An 18,838-nucleotide genomic window follows, 5' to 3' on the forward strand; every position below is an offset into this window, starting at 1 on the left:
GGCAAACGACTAATCCTACTCTCAGTAAAGATTTCAGTTAGCAACTAAGAAAGTGTTTTTCGGCTCAAGCAAGGTCTGGTCGGGTTTCCACTATGTCCCGATTCACTGGCAGGTTGGTTGAACGTACTCCTCTTTCCTCCGTTTTTTATCTTGTGACATTTATATTAGCACGATTTTTCAAAATGTAAACCATAAAATTAAAATTTTCATAGTCAACGATGAAAAAAGTTCTAATTAATCATTCAAGTTATAGCGTAGTTTCATGTGTTCGGAGCCCATAATGACCATATCGCCCAATAATTTCGTTTGACGAGTCATCGATTCGTCAGCCAATTTTTGATTAGCGGCTTCAAGATAAGCAGTCACATCACTTTGGCCATTTAAGTTAGCATCGGTGTCGTTTTGAATCTGATGATAAGCACCCATGGCTTCAAGTTCAAAACTGTTGCGCATATCGACGTATAAGTCGTAATCGGTATCACCCAAGAGGGCCGTCGTGCAACTTAACCAATACATATTGTTTAAGTCAAAGGTGCCGTTAGCGTCTTTATAGCTAGCAGGGGTGTCATTGACATTAGCGTAGAATGGCACGACCGTGTTAAAGGTATTGGCACCAAAGGCTAACCAGTGAATCCCGGCGATTTCAGCAGGGACGTTGTTACGGATTTGTAAAATGTTCACGTCGTGGTTCCGGTTGATCCCGATTGGCCGGAATAAGGTTTTATCAGCTTCAGAGCCGTTACCGTAAACATCATATTTCGTGTTTTCGAAGTGTGAACTCAAAACGAACTTAACATCTTCGATGGAAATCTTGCGATTAGCATGGCAGATGAATGGCAAGTCTTGTGCCATTGGGTCTTGTTCAACTTCTGGCGTGAAGTACTTTTGGCCAAACCAAGCCCGGGGATTGTTATAAACGGTGTCCTTGATTGAAGCACTCCCAAAGATATGGCGTAAGTTGTAATGGTCAAAGTCAGGATTCAAGTGATATTGTTCGATTAAGTCTTTTAAGTCGTCAGAGCACAAGGTGTCTTCAGCGTCAAAGTCGAAGTCATCAATATTCATCCGGTTAGGTGCGACCACGTAGGCATCGTCTGGAATCCGCTTAGCAGCCCAGTGATGACCACCGATGGTTTCTAGCCACCAGATTTCGTTGTTATCTGAAAAGGCGATTCCGTTTGGTTCGTAGGTCCCGTATTCTTTTAACAACTGACCTAACCGTAAAACGCCATCTTTGGCGCTATGAATGTAAGGCAAGACTAAGGTGACTAAATCTTCTTCACCAATCCCACCAGCAACTAATGGGTCCATGCCAAGGACACGGGAGTTGGTCGTGATCGTTTCAGTCGCTGACATCGCGATATTTTCGCTGTTGATCCCAGCAGCTGGCCAAGTTCCATTCGTTAAAATTGAGTTTGGAATTGACGTATAACGTAACGGGTTATCTGGTAATTCCACCTTAACTTTACTAATAACGGATTGATAGTGCTTGGGTTGGTCTTCGGGATTAACGACAACTAACCGTTCAGGGTCAAGAGCTTCATGCCCATCGTCATTTCGTGAAATAATTGTTGAGCCATCAATTGAGGCTTTTTTACCCACTAAAATCGTGGTACATGAGCCTTTAATACGCTTTTCCATGCTATAAAACACTCCTTTTTAGTTATTATGACTATTATACGCTTTCTAATATAGCGTTGATACCAATCGACCGGGAATTTTACGGGTCGTGATGGTTAGCCATAAGCGTGTCTTTAATGGTGTTCAGCTCGCTGAATTAAGGCGGATATAGGTGTTAATCGCTAGTATCAGTTGCCGAGTTCCTCACGAGTGGCCCCATGTTTAAGTAACTGATCATATTCGACGTAAGTTGCTGGATCGACTTGTACCGTGTCAGGTTTTAAGTGGATCTTTTCAGTGCCAGCCGCGGCGGCCGTTTTGTAGTACCACTTTTTAAAACGTAAATAATCGAGCGAACTTTGAAGCTTTTGAATCTCAGTTTCGAGGACTTTTTCATGTTGATTAAGAAAGTCATACCGGTCTTGAAGCGAGTCATCACCATCCATCCGCCATGAAACAAAGTAAGCGATATCTTTGATGGGAACGCCCGCGCGCTTTAAATCTAGAATCATTTGCATGAGTTGCATATTATCTTCAGTGAACTGACGGCGCCCACCACTATCACGTTTGACGAATGGTAAGAGACCCGCGCGGTCGTAGTAGCGAATGGCTTCAACGGTGAGTCCTAATTTGTCGGCCACTTGGCCAATTGTATAAGTGTGCATCATTAATCCCTCCATGGCAGTTTAGTTGTATTCTGCGATTAATGAGGTTAAATGGCAAACTTTTGACCAGCTATTAAGTTGTGGTGACTGTTTTATTTTTTAATATCAGCTTTTAATTAACTAGCTAATTCATGGGTGTCGGTCCGAATCATATACTTTGTAATGACGAATTGATGCCGTTGATTATAGTGACCGTACAAAGCCAATGGTAAGTCGGGTTTTAATTGATAGAACAACGTCAACGCATGTTGTACGACAATGCAATTGATGGGCTTGGCAGCTGGTGTTAATGGTTTAACGCGAATATATAACATAAACGGATCGTATTTTAAAATTTTACTTTGATTATCAAATTTAACGGTCAATGCTTCGTTAGTCATGTCGATCACCTCAGTTTTATTATACGAACAAACGTTCGACTTGACCAGCAAAAGTTACTTTTTACTAAAAGTCTGGTCAATCCATTCAAATTTAAGAATAAAAGCTATAAATTTTGGAAAGATGTTGGTATGATAAAAACATGAACAGCATTTGAGAGGGGACCTGACCATGCAACGTGGACGCCGAGCAACGTATGAAGAACGATTGGAAATTGTCGATTATACGCTAGCACACGCCAATAATTATCAAGAAGCGGCGGACAAATTTAACGTGTCCTACCCACAAGTGTATACGTGGGTACGTAAGTTCCGTCAAAACGGGGCCGCGGGCTTAGTTGACCATCGTGGTCGGCCTAAGCAAGCTCCGAAACCAGCAAATTAATGGCACACAAAAAAGTCACCCGAGAAGATTTTCTCAGGTGGCTTTTTTAGTCGAGTAAGCTGTAAGTCGCGGTAAATTCGGTTAATACCGTTTGCTTGAAATCATGGATACTCGTCGTGTCTAACTGTGGTAGTTGTTCAGGCACGATTAACGCCTGCCATTGTAATTGTAAGGTGGCTGATAAGTAAGCTTCAGCTTGCGTCAATGGCAAGGTATGTTGTTGTACTTGGGTCAACACGGCTTTAATTAAGGCATCGGCTTGAAATAACATATAGTCCGGTGTTAGGTTGGCCGTTAAGATACCGTCTGCTTGGCCTTGTGCCAGATAAGTGATCAACGCGTTAAAGTAAGCTTGGTTGGCTTGGGTCAATTGTCGCGCTAAAGTTGGGTAGGCATGGGTTAATTCCGTCATAAATGTTGGTGTCGTTGAACCCATTAACAAAAGGGCGTCTAGCCAAGTGGGGAGAAATTCTGTCGCCGTAAATGTCGTTGGCACCGGACGTTTGGTAACAAATTGTAAATGCCGGGCAACGACAGCTTGGACTAAATCATCTTTATTTTTAAAGTACAAATACAACGTTGCCCGACTAACGTTGACGGCTTGGGCTAATTTACTCATTGATAACGTTTGAAATCCCTTGATTAAAATGACGTGATTTAAGTTAATCACGAGTTCACGTTTATCGATCATTTCACTCACCTCGTAAAATTAGTATACAATAATTTTACATTTTAGACAATATGATGTATTATTTGTCTATTCTAAAAATAAACGAGGTTATGAAGATGAAAAAAGTAGTTGTTACCGGGGGTTCCGGTTTTGTTGCGAGTTGGGTCATTGCCGCATTTTTAAATCAAGATTATGCCGTCACCACGAGTTTGCGGTCACTAGATAAGGCGGCTGCAATCAAAGCCGGCTTGAGTCGCTATGTCGATGCGACGCGGTTAGCACACCTAAGTTTCTTTGTGGCTGATTTAACGCAGGCGGATGGTTGGCAAGCTGGGATGCGTGGCGCTGATGGCGTCATTCATGTGGCGTCGCCATTAGGACATGGGACTGAATCAACGGCCGAATTGGTACGCGTGGCGACTAGTGGTGTGCGAGAAGTCTTTGAAGCGGCCGCGGCCGTTGGCATTAAACGGATCGTGATGACAAGTTCCCAAGCTGCTTCAACGCCGCGCAGTACGTCAGCTAAAACCCTAGATGAAAGTTTCTGGACTGATCCGGACAATCCAGAATTAGATGCTTATCGGATTTCAAAAGTTCGGGCTGAACAGACGGCGTGGCAACTTGCGGCCGACTTAAACCTCGACTTAACGACGATTTTACCGGGTGCCATCTTTGGACCGGTAATGACGCGTAATTTAAGCTCGAATGGCATCTTATTACAATTGTTGAAGGGCCAACCAGCATTGCCGAAAGTGCCGTTAGAAATTAGTGATGTCCGTGACCTAGCGACCTTACATCGCCTCGCTTTTGAACAAGACCAAGCGATTGGCAAACGCTATTTGGCGGCATCGCAAACGCTAACGATGTTAGCTGTCGGCCGATTATATCAACAAAACTTCCCACAATTAAACTTACATGTGCGGGCGTTACCGAACTGGGCCACCCGGCTACTAGCGAAGCCAATGCCAAGCTTGCGGTCGCTAGTCCCAATGCTAAATCGGCAATATCACCATACGACGGCCGCAGCTGAACATGATTTAGGGTGGCAACAGACAGCGCCAGATGCGACCGTTTTAGCGGCGGCCCAACGTTTAATTAATTTAGGCTTAGTTGATTAAAAGCCGGCTCGCTTTACGGAATTGTTAGTGCAGTGGATGGAGAAGGTTGGTTGTATCTTCGCCGGTTTCTCGGTAAAATGGAAACACTGAATTAACAAGAAGGAGTGGCTACGGCGATGGATTTAGCGGCGGCGCAACAAGTATTAAAAACGACTTTTGGGTACGATGAATTTCGACCTGGCCAAAAAGCAGTCATTGAACAAGTCTTGGCTGGTCAAAACACGCTGGCCGTGATGCCAACGGGTGGGGGGAAATCACTTTGCTATCAAATTCCAGCGCTATTATTTGATGGTATTACCGTGGTGGTCTCACCATTGATTTCACTAATGAAAGACCAAGTCGATGCGTTAAATGATAACGGGATTGCGGCGACTTTTATTAATAGTTCCCTTGATTACGCCACGATTCAAAGCCGACTACAAGAATTGCGGGCGGGAGATTATACGTTATTGTATATTGCCCCAGAACGCTTGGATTCGCAGCAGTTTATTCAAGCATTGGGCCAATTACCGATTAAATTATTGGCAATTGATGAGGCACATTGTATTTCGCAATGGGGCCATGACTTTCGGCCGAGCTATTTGGCATTAAGTACCGCGATTGAACAATTACCGACGCAGCCACAGGTCTTGGCTTTAACGGCGACGGCAACGGAGCAAGTTGCGCAAGATATTTGTCAGCGGTTAGCAATTGCGCCAGATCACGAAGTCAACACGGGCTTTGCTCGGGATAATTTAGACTTGTCAGTGGTTAAAGATCAAGATACCGACCGCTATATTTTGGATTATTTAAAAGCCAATCAAGGTGAAGCTGGCATTATTTACGCCAGCACACGTAAAGAAGTTGCGCGGATCGCGACTTTGCTCCAGCAGCATCACGTGAAGGCGGCGATGTATCATGCTGGGTTAGAAGATAATATTCGGCGGCAAAATCAAGAGGATTTCCTCTATGATCGGGTGCAAGTGATGGTCGCAACCAATGCCTTTGGGATGGGCATCGATAAAAGTAACGTGCGGTTCGTCATTCATGCCCAAGTCCCAGGAACCCTGGAAGCTTACTATCAAGAAGCGGGGCGGGCCGGCCGTGATGGCTTGCCGAGTGAGGCCGTCTTGATCTATCGGCCCCAAGATGCCCAAATCCAGCATTTCTTTATTGATCAATCCGAGATGGATGATGAGCATAAACATCGCTCGTATCAAAAACTTCAAGTCATGAGTCAATATGCGAATACCCAAGGGTGTTTACAACAATTTATTTTGAAGTATTTCGGTGAAACATCCGAATCTTGTGGCCGTTGTAGTAATTGTCGTGACGACCGCGAAGCCCAAGATATTACCACCAACGCGCAAAAAGTTTTATCTTGTGTCGTTCGCTTACATGCGCGTTTTGGTAAAGGCGTTGTGGCGCAAGTCTTGACAGGTGCTAATAATCAACGGATCCGGGACTTAGATTTAAAAGGCCTATCGACATACGGAATTATGGCCGATCAGCGGCAAAAGACGGTCACTGAATTAGTGGACTTTTTGACGGCGGCCGGCTATTTACAAAGTGTCGGCGGCCAATACCCGACTTTGACCGTGACAAAAACTGGTGTCGCCGTCTTAAAAGGTGAAAGCCAAGTGTATCGTAAAACGGCGCAGACTGTTAAACAGGCTGCGCCGGTGAATGATGCGTTATTTGAACAATTACGGACATTACGGCGGCAATTGGCTGAAGACCAACAAGTCCCACCGTTTGTGATCTTTTCCGATAAAACGTTACATTCAATGTGTGACATCTTACCTGAAAACGATGCCGCGTTCTTAAATGTTCGTGGTGTTGGGGCTAATAAGCTAGAAAAATATGGTGAAACGTTTATGCAAACGATTCGCGCTTATGTCCATCAACCCGTGGCTAGTCAAGACTAGTCGGCTTGATTTAACAATTGATACAGGTGATCGTTGACTTGGCCAAAGGAGCGGATATTATTTTGCACATTGGACATTAAAACAATGTACGTTTTGCCAGTATGGGTAAAACTATTGGAGACGTTCCAACCACTGACGATGCCGTGACTATTATAGGCCCCCGGATCGACGTAAAAGCCCATGCCATAGCCGGACGTGCTACCAGCTGTCAACATTTGTTTGCGGGCCTTAGCGTTGATCAGGTCACCGCGCATTAAAGCTGCGTCGAAACGGTACATGTCAGTTACCGACATCGCTAAGTTACCAACGCCATAAAGTTGGGATAAATCGGGCAGTGCTGGTGTGACGTACTTGCCGTTGGTCACTCGATAGCCGGTTGAGCGTTGCTTAGACTTAGCAAAAGCTTGATAGGTGAGGACGTCGTTCATCTGAGCAGGTTTAAAAATGTGGGTCTGAAAGTAAGTCATTAGCGGCTGACCACTGAGTTTTTCAACTAAGTAAGCCAAGACTGTATAATTACTATCTAAATAATGCCAGCTTCCAGGCTGACTTGTGATCCCTTGTTTTTCAATATCTTTTACGAGTTCAGCCGGCGTCACTTTGGCATCTGCTTCCTGATGACCAGCTAGACCGGAAGTATGGGTAAGTAAGTGCTTTAGGGTAATCGCCTGCCCGTTAGGAAATTTCGGAAAATACCGTTTGACTGGGTCTTTGACCGATAATTTACCAGCTGATTGAAGTTGCAAGATAGCGGTGGCAATTAGCGCTTTTTCTGTCGAACCGATGTAGTAAGGCGTATTGAGTTGATTTTTCAAGTCAGCTTTGCGATTGCGCAAGCCATAGGCCTTGCGCAACACCACTTGGTTTTCCCGGACGATCAGAGCGGTGCCGGTAAAGTGTAATTTGGTTAAATAGTGGTCGATGGCTTGATTCTTCACCACGATCGTTAATGGCTTAGGCTTGGCTGGTTTTGCCTTGGCATGGGCTGTCTTAGTGACGGTGATGGTTGATTTTGACTTAGTCGCAGGTTTGGCAGCGGGCCAAAGGGCTTTGCCAAGTAGCGTCAGCGCCCCCACACTAACTAAAATAATTAAAAATAAGCGCAAATGATAATAGCGTTTTGTCCGACGATAATGCATGTTAATTCCCCCAAAATTAATCTCATCATAATTAGCACTACTATACCATATCTGTACAAAAAATTATATTAAATTTTTAGCGCATTTAAAGGAAGTGTCACAAATGGAATTCGAATGGCAACATCACGGTGACGCCGTGTCGATGAAACACTTTTTAACGACGCACGGGATTAGCATGCGCTTGATCAAAGCGGTCAAGCATGGCGATGGCCAATTTATTGTGAATCAACAAGTTCAAACGGGGGTCATCACGGTGCAAGCTGGCGACGTCGCGGGTATTCGGTTACCGGATGAAGCCGCAGATCCGAGCGTGACGATTAGCGAACAGCCAATTACGGTGATCTATGAAGACGCGAATTGGTTAGTCGTCAATAAGCCAGCGGGATTGACCAGTGTCCCGGGACCAAGTAATCGAACCGATACGTTGGTCAATCGTGTGAAAGGCTATTTGGTCGCCCATCAAGCGCCAAATCAAAAGCCCCATCTGATCACGCGACTGGATCGTGATACAAGTGGCTTAGTCCTAGTTGCCAAGCATCGTGTCGCCCAAAGTATGACGACCTGGGCCCCGATGGCGGCAACAATTAAAAAAACGTATCTTGCTTGGGTCACCGGGCAATTGACGCCGGCCAGTGGTACCATTGACGCGCCGATTGGCCAAGTTGACGCCCAGCCACGACGGGTCGTGACTGACAGTGGTCAAAAGGCGGTGACTAAGTATTGGGTCCAAACGACTTATCCAACCGCGACGCAGGTGAAACTACAACTAGTCACTGGCCGCACGCATCAAATTCGCGTTCATTTGACGCATTTAGGACATCCTTTATTAGGCGATGCGCTTTATGGTGGGCCAATGGCGTTGATTAAACGTCAGGCGTTACATGCGGCAACTTTACAACTAACGGATCCGTTTACGGGACACGACTTTAGTTGGCAAGCGCCATTGCCGGCCGATTTAACACAGTTAGTAAACCAACTCAAATAAGGCATGCAATCACAAAACGGCGACTATCCTAAAGCTAGGGTAGTCGCCGTTTTTGTGGACTTTTACGAGTTATGATTTTGGCGTGGTTGCGTCAAAATCAGTTGCTAAAGTGGTAAAAGTTGTTTGTAATAATTTTAAAGGTTCCGTTAAGGTGAGATAATAAATATGTTCAACCCCATTACTGCGCATCGCAATGACCCCAGCTTCACGCATTAAGCGTAAATGATGGGACACTGCGGGTCGGGAAATATTGACTAACGCGGTAATGTCGGTCACATTTAAACCATCGCCACTATTCCCCAACGCGATGATAATTTGCCGCCGGATTTTTTCGGCGAAAATCCCAATTAGCTGGGCACTTTCCGCTAATGCTGCTTCCGATTTTTGATAGTTAGCCATAACTGACCTAGTCCTTTCAAATTCGATTTAACGCGCCGGTCGCCATTTCCCCCATTACGTGGTGCGAAGCCTAGGCCGCAAGTACGCCGAAACGTTGGCCGGTGAATTAAGCAGACAACTACGCCGCTTAGGGCGTTTGTGATGCTATTAAGTAGTGCACAATTTATCCTAACGAACTGGTGCGTGCGGTTGGTGCCAGGACGTTAAAATCTTAAGTCCGCAAGTTGTCCAGCGGGCTGGCAAAACGGTAAAGGAATACCAATGCTTACGTTTTATTAAAACAACTCCTTAATCGATTGTCAATTGTTTTTATTTGAATCGTTTATAATTAGCGTATTGAACGATTGCGGTTCGTTTGGTAACTTTGACGAACATTTTCGTTTGACGGGTCTTATTTTGGAGGTGAAGTTTACATGCGAGTTTTAGGAGTCTTGGGGTCACAACGGCCAGATGGTGTCACGGCCCAGACCTTGCAGGCGGTATTGAAAGGCGCAGCAACGACAGCAGAAGTTGCCACGATTAATTTAAATGATTATGACCTTTTACCAGATAAACCTAACCAGCCTAACCCAGAACTAGACAAACTTGAAAAAGAACTTTTAGCGGCAGATGTTTGGGTCCTCGCCGCACCCACTTATTTGGGGAGTTTGTCTGGGGTGATGAAGCAGTTCTTTGACTGTTTTCGAAATCGCATCGCGCGTTTTAATCAGGTTGGTGAAGCGGTGCCGGACCGGTTTAAAAATAAGCACTATGTCACGATCACGAATTGTTATGCTGGCGGTGTCGAAAATTATGTAACGGGTGTCACCGATGCTGCTTTTAAGACGATGGATAAGTTTTTAACGATGGGTGGTTTGATTAAGTTACGCGAAGTCGTGGTCACTAAGACCTTTGGGATGACGCAATTGTCACCGGCTAAACAAGCTGAATGTGAACGGGTTGGCCAACGGGCGGCGCATAAAAAGGAGCGGGATGATAATACCATGAAACGTTATCTAGAATTATTTTTAATGATTGCCGTCATGGCACTAGTTACAATGGGGATTGAAGCTGGCATCGGCCAGTGGGTGCCACTACATAACTTTTGGGCCTACTATGGGGTGTTTGTCATCATTTTTTACGTTTTATTGGCCAGTATCTTACACTTTTTCACGGTGGTTAAGCATCGGCGGCGGTAAAGCGTGGTAGGATAGACTTGTACCGGCGCCCTTAGTGTAATGGATAGCACGCGAGATTTCGGTCCTTGCGATCAGAGTTCGACTCTCTGGGGGCGCATAAATGAGGTGATAGCGTTGTCTGAGTCATGACTTGGGCAGCGCTTTTTTAGGACTAATCGATTGTGCAAAATCGATTAGCTGCGTAAAATAAGGCTAACGTTAATAGGGGGTGGTCAAGGTGACTCACGACCAATCATTAGCCTTACAAAATGACCTGTATAACTTAATTTTAAATCCAGCAACGCGGGCGTGGGAACGCCAATTATTAGTAGCTGCTAAAGCGCGGTTAACCGATGATGCTAGTCTTAATCGCGAGTTAGATCGATTAGCGGCCGATTTACGTCCTTTAGCGCAACGTAATAGCTTGACGCCAGATGTGACCGATTTTTATGCCAAATTAACCGGGGAGACTGTGTTAGATACTCGGGCGATGGTAGCCAAACATTGGGCGCCAGATCCACCGTATCAAGAACGGGCGATCTTTGCTGGCGGCTGCTTTTGGTGCTTAGTCGAACCCTTTGAGACTCGAGCGGGCGTTAATGCCGTGATTTCGGGCTATACGGGTGGCGCACTTGAACAACCGACTTATGAACAAGTCTTTAGTCAAACGACCGGACATGTCGAAGCCGTTGAGATTTTATTTGATCGCCGTCAAATGACCTATGCGGACTTATTAGCCATCTATTGGCAATTGATCGATCCAACGGATGACTTGGGCCAAATCGATGATCGTGGGACGCAGTATCGGCCGGTAATTTTTGTTAATTCTCCAGAACAGCGCCAATTGGCAAAAACGGCTAAACAGCAAGCAATGGAACGCTATCAACGTCCGATTGTGGTGGGGATTGAAGCAGTGCAATCATTTTGGCCAGCGGAAAATTTTCATCAACAATTCTATCAGCGTCAACCGAAACGGTATCGGCGAATCAAGCATGCCCGGCAACAGTATTTATTTTTGCAACGACTAGGGGTGAAATGGCATCAAATATGGCATCACTAAAAAAACTGTCGCAACCAAACAAGCACTTGGACTTGATTGGTTGCGACAGCTTTTTGGCGCGTTTAAGCAAATTTTAAATCGCCGGGCAGTTTTAATAATTGGGGTTTACTGAAATAGTAACCTTGTTTATATTTAATGCCGAGTTTTTGACTGAGGGCATTATCTGCGGCGTCTTCGACCCCTTCGAGCACGAGTCGCAGGCCATATTCAACACTCATGGCACGCCAGAAATGCACACGCTGTTGCATTTTAGGATCGTGGAAAGAAAGTTTGTAGTTTTGTAGAGCAAATTTCATTTCAGAGACTAAGGGGAGTAACGTTTGCACATCACTAAAATAGTTATCCCCAGTGCCAACGTCATCTAAGGATAATTGTAAGCCTTGGTCAATAAAAGACTGTAAAACCGGCATTAACGCTGAAAGCGGATAGTTTTCAGGACCATCTTCTTCCGTTAATTCGACCACGAGTTTCGTTGGATACAGTTGTTGTTGGCTTTTAATGATGGCTTGCGCGATTGACGTGGTCATTAATTGTTCACGACTCACATTGATTGAACAATATAAAACCTTAAGCGACAAAACTTTAGTTGTTGCAATCAATAAGTCCGCAATCGTTTGCGAATCAATGGCTGCAAAGTCATCGGGTAAGCGCCAACCGGCGGGGGTGAGTTGTTTCATTAACAATTCGTAGCCGACGATGGTCTTAGTTGCAGTGTTAACTTGTGGTTGAACAAAATAGCGATAAGTTGGTTTCAAAAAAGACCCTCCGTAATGCGTGGTTTACATTAATTAAAAGAACAGTATACTATAATAAGATAATAATCGATAGAAAGAAAGGATAAATTTATGAAAGTTGTTGTCGTAGGTTGTACCCATGCTGGCATTGCAGCCGTTAAGCAAATTCTAAAATACTATCCTGAAGCCGACATTACCGTTTATGAACGGCAAGCCAATATTTCTTATTTGTCGTGTGCAACTTACCTCCATATTGAAGGTACGGTGCCGGTTCTGGAAGATGCGTTGTATGCCGAGCCTGAGGATTTTATCAAACAAGGCGTCCATATGGCGATCAATCATGATGTGGTTCGGATTGATTCACAAGCGCATACCTTGTTAGTCCAAGATTTAACAGCTAAAAAAATGCAAACTGTGACTTATGATAAATTAATTATGACGACCGGGTCGATCACAGCGATTCCGGCCATTACAGGAATTGAAAATCAAAAGGTCATGTTATGTAAAACGTTTGACCAAGCCCATGACCTTTGCGAATATACGAAAGATCAAGAACGCATCGCCATTGTTGGTGGGGGCTATATCGGAGTCGAGTTGGCAGAAGGCTACGCGAACACTGGGCATGACGTCATTTTGATTCAACAAACGCCGCATTTATTGAACAAATACATTGAACCATTATTGGCTAATCAAGTTAATGATGTGTTGACCGCTCATGGGGTTAAAGTCCTGCTCAGTACTGAAGTCACGGCTTTTGCTGATACTGAAACTGGTCATTTGATGGTCTCGACGGATGCTGGTGACTATGAAGTCGATATGGCAGCGATTAGTGCCGGGATGGTGCCACAAACGGACTTATTAGAAGGCCAAGTTGAGATGGCACCGAATGGAGCAATCATCACCGATGATTATATGCAGACCTCTGACCCGGATATTTTAGCTGCTGGTGATGCCGCTTTGAGTCATTATAATCCGACGAATGGCACAACTTATTCACCGTTAGCGTCACAAGCCGTTCGGCAAGGCGCCTTAGCTGGCATTAATGTTGGCGCGCGGCGGTTGCGTTCGATTGGGACGCAAGCCACAACTGGCTTGGAAGTCTTTGGGCAAACCATCGTATCGACCGGTTTAACGATGGCTAGTGCTGAAGCCGCCCACTTTAATGCCACAAACGTGGTCTATGAAGGGGCTTATCGACCAGAGTTTATGCCTGAAGCTTATCCAGTTACCGTTGAATTGATCTATGATTGCAATGATCGTCATATCTTAGGGGCTCAATTGATGAGTCGCCATGATGTTTCACAAGCCGCCAATACGGTGTCGGCTTTGATGCAAAATCATGCCACCATCGATCAATTGGCTTTCTTAGACATGTTGTTTTCACCAAACTTCAACCAGCCATTTAATTATTTGAATCTAGCAGCTCAAAAGGCGGTTGAACAAGAACACGGGTACTTACGAACTTAACAATAACGGTATCAAAAAAGCGTCTGAGCAGTTAATCTCAGGCGCTTATTTTGGTTGGTTAGGGACCCGACCACCGATCAAAGTTGCCGCGACGATACCGATTAACAATAAGATACTGATGATTAGAATTGCCATAAAGTTGACCTCCTTTTGATTTAGCCTTAACTTACCAAAAAGTCATCACCCAGCACTATCACGAACGTGTAAAGCTTTGGTTGCGTTTTAATAAAGCTAGCCTATCAATCAATAGTTAAAACCAATCATTCCGGCTGATAAATCAGGGACGCTTCGTGTTAAGATGAACTTGTAAGCGGTTAACTATTTTGGAAAGGGGGCCGTTATGATGGCAACTTATAAACCAGGTGCTTATCATATTATCGGCGATGGGTATTTACATGATTTGCCGTTAACGATTTCATTTACAGCTGATAAAATCGTTGGCATCGAAGTTAAGCCCGGGACCAAATTGCATGGCTTGGAAAAACAAGCCATTCCACAAGTCGTGGATCGGATTTTGACCGAGCAGACTGTCGACATCGATGCAATCACTGGTGCCACGGTCTCGAGTGATGGGTTAGTGGATGCAGTGACAGATGTGATCGATGCCATGCCGACAACCGAACCGGACGGGCCCGCCCAATATACCCCACATCACCATCAAATTGAATCAGCCTAAACCAAACGTTGTGTAGCGTTAATCGTGATGATTAACGGGTACGCAACGTTTTTTCGTTTGTTATAATAAAGACGAATGAGTAAAACTGGAGGTGCGGTATGCAAGTAGCCGGACAATTTATCGCGACGATTGGGTGGTTAGGATTGGGCCTGATCGTGAGTGAATTACTAGCAACGTTGATTTATATGGCTGGTCAGTGGCTAGGCAGTCGGCTGAGTGGTGGCCGGGTCGTAGCAGTCGCTGGGTTTCGTTATCAGGTGATTCATTTTGAGGGTCACTGGCATTGGCAACGACCATTACGGCGTTATCCACATTTAGTCGTCGCACCACCGACTGATCCCGAACGGTTTAACTATGCGGCCTTGTGTTTTGGCGGTGGCTTATTTAGTTTGTTGACCGTCATTTTAAGTTTAGTGACCGTTGCCCAATTAAAAGTGAGCTTTAATCTGTGGCTAATGGTGGCGGTAATTTGGATTTGGGTCAACACGCTTAAAGCAGCCCAACTTTTACCGATGATGTTACACGGTCGCGCCACGGCCGCGCTTGATTTTAAAACGGCGCGTGAATCACCAGCGGCAATGACCGCGGCATATGTGACACTGCTAACCGCAGCAACTATGGTTGAAACTGGTAGTGTTGCCAGTTTACCAGTCGATGCGATCTTAATGCCGCAAGGTGGGTCCAAACAAAATTATTTGGTGATTCGCCAGGCTTGGGTCACGTTACAGTGGGGGCAACAACACGGCTTAGCGTTACCAGATTTATTAGCGGGGTTAGACCGGTTAGCACCGAGTTTCAATACGTTGCCACCACAAGATTTAGCAATCTATCTTGATGCAACGATTTATTGGAATTTAATGGCCAATCATCAAACCGCCCAAGTGTTGGCTTGGTATCGGGACACCGGTATTCAACGCCTGTTACACCGGTATGCCCCATTAACGCAATATAAGCTTCAAGCCGTTTATGCTTGGCGGGTGGATCAACAACCAGAACAAGCCTTGACCTTGATTGCGCAAGGATTAAAAGCCGCTCAACGCGAACGTGATTTAACGGAGCTGGAATGGTTAAAAGACTTACAAACGCAAATTCAAGCTAAGAAAGCTTAGGTTCTGCTAAAGTTTAAGTTGGAAATGTTCAGGCAAGTCTGCCCAGTGCTAAGCTGGAAGGAGTTTAAGTGAGAAGGGTGAACAACTTGAAGCAACAATTAAAGCGCCACTGGGGATTGTGGCTAACCTTGTTAGTGGTGTTGGTCGGGTTAGTCGGTGTCGGCTTAACGCGACTGGATGCGCCATGGTATCAACAGACGGTCGCGTCAGTGACCAAAGTTCAAGCTAATCAGCATAATCAAACAACGGATGAATTTAATAATACCGACGTCAGCTATAGTCAGTGGGTAACCGTACGAATCTTGAATCATCACCATCAGGGCCAAACGTATCGGTTAAAGAATACGTATACGAAATCTGGTGCGATGGATCAAGCTTATCGTGTGGGTGACCAAGTGTTTGTCCGCATTCCAAAAGATAAAGCTAGTGCGGTGACGATTCAAGGTCTAAAACGCGATACCGCGTTGGCCTTTGTGGCGTGGTTGGCGCTAGCCTTATTGCTGCTAATTATGCGATTTAGTGGCTTAATGGCGTTATTAAGTGTGACATTAAACGCAGTCTTGTTTTATGCGGCTATTCAAATTGACTTAATGACGAATGGTGGTCATTTATACACCCTATTTGGGAGTTTAGCCGTTATCTTTGCTGTTTTGACCTTGTGGTTGGTCTTAGGGGTTTCACGGCAAATGCTGGTGACTTTAGGCGCCACGATTACTGGCACCGGGATTGCCGTCATAATCAGTTTAATCGTCTTTGCGGCAACTAAAGAGCGCGGCGTGACCTATGAAGCGATGCAGTATGTCACCCAAGTGCCGCGGCCGTTATTTTTAGTTGAAACGGTCTTAGGGTCTTTAGGGGCGGTCATGGATGAGTCCACAGATATTGTGGCGTCACTATTTCAGTTGCGCCAAGAGCGACCAGATATTTCAGCCAATCAAGTCTTTAAATCGGGCCTTCAGATTGGGCGTTCCATTATGGGACCGTTGATCAACGTGCTCTTTTTGATCTTTATGGCCGATACGTTTGCCATGACGTTATTGTATTTACGGAATGGCAATAATTGGGGCTATACGTTCTCAATGAATATGTCCTTAGGGATGGTGCAAAGTCTGATTTCAGGGATTGGTATCGTCCTTGCAATTCCGGTAGCAAGTTGGTTAGCGAGTCGGCTGATGCCGCGGAAGGTTGGTGCGGCATGAGTACGATTAGCGTTTTAGGTATCGTCCTCTTTATCCTCATGACCTTGATTGGTGGTAAAACGGGTGTGACGGCCTTTTTAAGTTTGATTTTTAACTTTGGCCTATTGTTTTTAGCCGTTGTTTTGATTTCGTGGGGCTTTCCAGCGATGGGGGTCTCGTTAGTCATCGGGACAATTATTCTGGCCTTTACGATTTTCTTTGGTGAAGATAATGAAATGGCAGCTAAAACGGCTTACATTGCGGCGTTGATCGTGATGGTCGCTTTGATTTTGGTCATTTTCCCAGTAGAGCATTGGATTATGGCCCAAGGCTTTAGTCTCGAAGACAGTGAAGATTTGGAAGGCATGTCACTAACGATTGGGGTTTCTTTTGTCGGTGTTGCGGTAACGGAAGCCATTTTAAGTACGCTCGGGGCGATCGCCGAAGCCAGTATTGCGATTGCGGCTGGACTCAGTGAAATTATTGACCAACATCCGCATGTCTCGGCCAGTCGGTTATATATCGATGGCATCAGTATTGGCAAACAAATTATCGGGACGACGTTTAATACTTTATTCTTTGGGTTCTTTGGTGGCTTTTTAGCCTTGTTCATTTGGTTTTCTGGATTGCACTATTCTTTTGGTAGTGTGATCAATAATAAAATTTTTGTGGCGGAAGTTTTAATGGTGTTGTTTTCATTAATTGGCGTTATCTTAACTGTGCCAATCACGACTTGGGTGATGACGCTTGAACACCGCCATGCCACTAAGCAAGAAGATTGACGCTTAGGTTAACGAGCTGGTAAGCTAGATAAAACAAGCATGACAAGGAGGAACTTTGATGCAAATTCGTAAAGCCCAACCCGCTGATGCGGCTCAAATTGCGCCGTTGATTGGGATGATTTATCGTGATATGGAAATGCCGGTATTAAAGACGGTTAATGAAGCTGACTTAATGGCGATGTTGACGACGTTATATCAAAACGTTGAAAACTTAGCGGGGTTAGCCCAAACTTTTGTGGCCACTGAAGGCCCCAAGGTGCTCGGCGTGGCGTTTGGCCATCCGGCTGAAAATGAAGTTAAAGTCAATCAGTTGTTACAACAAGTGTCAGCGGCGCAACCCGGTTTTCCGGGACCGTTAGTGTTAGGCGGCGAAACGCAGCCCAACGAATGGTACTTAAGTATGTTGGCCGTGAGTCCTAAAGCTCAAGGTAAGGGGATCGGTAGTCAGTTATTGCAGGCGTTGCCAGCTTTAGTTGCGGATCAACCCGCTGATAAGTTGAGTTTAAATGTGGACGATGGTAATCCAGGGGCGGCTAAGTTATATCGGCGTCAGGGCTTCGAAACGGCCGGTCAATTAACGATTGGCGTGCACCCATATGCCCATATGGTGAAGGCATTATAAACTAGTAAGTCTAAGTCGGGTGGCTTAGACTTTTTTTAATGACCCATAACGGGTAGAATTAACCTGAGAAATGAAGTAAGGAAGGTTAAACAACTTATGCAAATCTATTTCGTTCGGCATGGTCGGACACAATATAACTTGGAACATCGGTTTCAAGGTGGTAACTCAGATTCGCCACTGATCGATAGCGGGATTGCGGGGGGCAAAGCGGCGGGGCGGCGTCTACAAGCCGTTGAATTTGCCCAAGTTTATAGTAGTCCACAAAAGCGGGCCCTAGATACCGCTAAATACATTGTGGCTGAAAACCAATGGCAACCAGAAATTATCATCGAACCGCGATTCCAAGAATTTAAGTTCGGTACTTGGGATGGCAAACGTGAAGAAGACGTGGCGCCCCAATCACAAAAGGAACTGTTATTACATCATCCCGATCAGTATCAACCGGAATTAGCGGGTCAAGGTGAGAGTTATTTGGACTTTGTGACGCGAACGACTGCCGCGGTGCATGATGCTGTCAATGAAGCCGGCGTGCATAATGCACAACCGATTTTAGTGGTGTCTCATGGCTTGGTTACTACGATGACGGTGAAAGCTTTACTAGGCATTCCAGTGGCTAAGTTCCGCGATCCATTGTATATTGATGGCAAGCTAATGCCAACGATTGGTCATGGAATTGTGGACAATGATAGTTTAACGATTTTAGAAACGCATGATAATCAACAATTTGATGTTAAAACTTGGAATGAGACTGATTATTTACCGACGGACTAAACAAGTATGACCACAAT

At 45.1% G+C, this 18,838-nt stretch carries 20 protein-coding genes and 1 tRNA gene; 14 read left to right on the forward strand and 7 right to left on the reverse strand.

The genetic code is table 11. The features are described from left to right. Positions 1-234: 234 nt before the first annotated feature. The 3 genes from FFM75_RS06940 to FFM75_RS06950 all read right to left on the reverse strand — a co-directional run bounded on the left by FFM75_RS06940 (position 235) and on the right by FFM75_RS06950 (position 2,665). Entirely contained in the window at positions 235-1,641 is a 1,407-nt protein-coding gene (locus tag FFM75_RS06940; RefSeq protein WP_137628467.1) for a C69 family dipeptidase, read from the reverse strand. 167 nt (positions 1,642-1,808) lie between these two features. After that, positions 1,809-2,285, reverse strand: coding sequence for a MerR family transcriptional regulator (locus FFM75_RS06945; RefSeq protein ID WP_137628468.1), 477 nt, complete (start codon positions 2,283-2,285; stop codon positions 1,809-1,811). 116 nt (positions 2,286-2,401) lie between these two features. Further along, a complete protein-coding gene (locus tag FFM75_RS06950) occupies positions 2,402-2,665 on the reverse strand; it encodes a hypothetical protein (RefSeq protein WP_137628469.1) in 264 nt (87 codons plus the stop codon). A 169-nt stretch (positions 2,666-2,834) separates the two neighbouring features. Between FFM75_RS06950 and FFM75_RS06955 the strand changes: the two genes are divergently transcribed. After that, the gene (locus FFM75_RS06955; RefSeq protein WP_137628470.1) at positions 2,835-3,047 is read left to right on the forward strand and encodes a helix-turn-helix domain-containing protein; all 213 of its coding nucleotides are present in this window, start codon (positions 2,835-2,837) and stop codon (positions 3,045-3,047) included. A 46-nt stretch (positions 3,048-3,093) separates the two neighbouring features. Here the strand turns inward: FFM75_RS06955 and FFM75_RS06960 are convergent, their stop codons facing one another. Continuing rightward, positions 3,094-3,738, reverse strand: coding sequence for a TetR/AcrR family transcriptional regulator (locus FFM75_RS06960; RefSeq protein ID WP_137628471.1), 645 nt, complete (start codon positions 3,736-3,738; stop codon positions 3,094-3,096). Positions 3,739-3,833: 95 nt separating this feature from the next. On the opposite strand from FFM75_RS06960, the gene FFM75_RS06965 reads away from it, so the two are divergent. Both FFM75_RS06965 and recQ read left to right on the forward strand, forming a co-directional pair. Then, positions 3,834-4,835, forward strand: a complete 1,002-nt coding sequence (locus FFM75_RS06965) for an NAD-dependent epimerase/dehydratase family protein (RefSeq protein WP_137628472.1) — start codon at positions 3,834-3,836, stop codon at positions 4,833-4,835. Positions 4,836-4,951: 116 nt separating this feature from the next. Continuing rightward, a complete protein-coding gene (gene recQ, locus FFM75_RS06970) occupies positions 4,952-6,742 on the forward strand; it encodes a DNA helicase RecQ (RefSeq protein ID WP_137628473.1) in 1,791 nt (596 codons plus the stop codon). Here recQ and FFM75_RS06975 read toward each other — a convergent pair. After that, positions 6,739-7,881 (reverse strand): serine hydrolase domain-containing protein, encoded by a 1,143-nt coding sequence (locus FFM75_RS06975; RefSeq protein WP_137628474.1) that lies wholly within the window; start codon positions 7,879-7,881, stop codon positions 6,739-6,741. The genes recQ and FFM75_RS06975 overlap by 4 nt on opposite strands. Before the next feature lie 103 nt (positions 7,882-7,984). On the opposite strand from FFM75_RS06975, the gene FFM75_RS06980 reads away from it, so the two are divergent. After that, on the forward strand, positions 7,985-8,866 hold the full coding sequence (locus FFM75_RS06980; RefSeq protein WP_137628475.1) for an RluA family pseudouridine synthase: 882 nt from the start codon (positions 7,985-7,987) through the stop codon (positions 8,864-8,866). A gap of 69 nt (positions 8,867-8,935) precedes the next feature. Here the strand turns inward: FFM75_RS06980 and FFM75_RS06985 are convergent, their stop codons facing one another. After that, positions 8,936-9,265: an ArsR/SmtB family transcription factor gene (locus tag FFM75_RS06985; RefSeq protein WP_137628476.1), complete on the reverse strand. Its 330-nt coding sequence runs from the start codon at positions 9,263-9,265 to the stop codon at positions 8,936-8,938. Between the two features lie 413 nt (positions 9,266-9,678). On the opposite strand from FFM75_RS06985, the gene FFM75_RS06990 reads away from it, so the two are divergent. From FFM75_RS06990 to msrA, 3 genes are all read left to right on the forward strand, one after another. Further along, positions 9,679-10,443 (forward strand): flavodoxin family protein, encoded by a 765-nt coding sequence (locus FFM75_RS06990; protein WP_137628477.1) that lies wholly within the window; start codon positions 9,679-9,681, stop codon positions 10,441-10,443. Positions 10,444-10,468: 25 nt separating this feature from the next. Continuing rightward, positions 10,469-10,540, forward strand: a tRNA-Arg gene (locus FFM75_RS06995). Between the two features lie 120 nt (positions 10,541-10,660). Continuing rightward, on the forward strand, positions 10,661-11,482 hold the full coding sequence (gene msrA, locus FFM75_RS07000) for a peptide-methionine (S)-S-oxide reductase MsrA (protein ID WP_137628478.1): 822 nt from the start codon (positions 10,661-10,663) through the stop codon (positions 11,480-11,482). A 62-nt stretch (positions 11,483-11,544) separates the two neighbouring features. On the opposite strand, the gene FFM75_RS07005 is transcribed toward msrA, so the two are convergent. After that, positions 11,545-12,237, reverse strand: coding sequence for an EAL domain-containing protein (locus tag FFM75_RS07005; protein ID WP_137628479.1), 693 nt, complete (start codon positions 12,235-12,237; stop codon positions 11,545-11,547). A 90-nt stretch (positions 12,238-12,327) separates the two neighbouring features. On the opposite strand from FFM75_RS07005, the gene FFM75_RS07010 reads away from it, so the two are divergent. The 7 genes from FFM75_RS07010 to FFM75_RS07040 all read left to right on the forward strand — a co-directional run bounded on the left by FFM75_RS07010 (position 12,328) and on the right by FFM75_RS07040 (position 18,821). Further along, a complete protein-coding gene (locus FFM75_RS07010) occupies positions 12,328-13,683 on the forward strand; it encodes an FAD-dependent oxidoreductase (protein WP_137628480.1) in 1,356 nt (451 codons plus the stop codon). 343 nt (positions 13,684-14,026) lie between these two features. Beyond that, complete coding sequence (locus tag FFM75_RS07015) at positions 14,027-14,359, forward strand: FMN-binding protein (RefSeq protein ID WP_171001453.1); 333 nt, start codon at positions 14,027-14,029, stop codon at positions 14,357-14,359. A gap of 98 nt (positions 14,360-14,457) precedes the next feature. Next, the gene (locus tag FFM75_RS07020) at positions 14,458-15,468 is read left to right on the forward strand and encodes a hypothetical protein (RefSeq protein ID WP_137628482.1); all 1,011 of its coding nucleotides are present in this window, start codon (positions 14,458-14,460) and stop codon (positions 15,466-15,468) included. Between the two features lie 77 nt (positions 15,469-15,545). Beyond that, on the forward strand, positions 15,546-16,667 hold the full coding sequence (locus FFM75_RS07025; protein WP_379831848.1) for a YibE/F family protein: 1,122 nt from the start codon (positions 15,546-15,548) through the stop codon (positions 16,665-16,667). After that, the gene (locus tag FFM75_RS07030) at positions 16,664-17,428 is read left to right on the forward strand and encodes a YibE/F family protein (RefSeq protein WP_137628484.1); all 765 of its coding nucleotides are present in this window, start codon (positions 16,664-16,666) and stop codon (positions 17,426-17,428) included. The genes FFM75_RS07025 and FFM75_RS07030 overlap by 4 nt, the downstream gene beginning before the upstream one ends. A gap of 58 nt (positions 17,429-17,486) precedes the next feature. Beyond that, on the forward strand, positions 17,487-18,050 hold the full coding sequence (locus tag FFM75_RS07035) for a GNAT family N-acetyltransferase (protein WP_137628485.1): 564 nt from the start codon (positions 17,487-17,489) through the stop codon (positions 18,048-18,050). Positions 18,051-18,146: 96 nt separating this feature from the next. Next, positions 18,147-18,821, forward strand: coding sequence for a histidine phosphatase family protein (locus FFM75_RS07040; protein ID WP_137628486.1), 675 nt, complete (start codon positions 18,147-18,149; stop codon positions 18,819-18,821). The last annotated feature ends 17 nt before the right edge of the window (positions 18,822-18,838 follow it).

It is taken from the genome of Lactiplantibacillus daowaiensis (genome assembly GCF_005405085.1).
Taxonomy (GTDB): Bacteria; Bacillota; Bacilli; order Lactobacillales; family Lactobacillaceae; genus Lactiplantibacillus; species Lactiplantibacillus daowaiensis.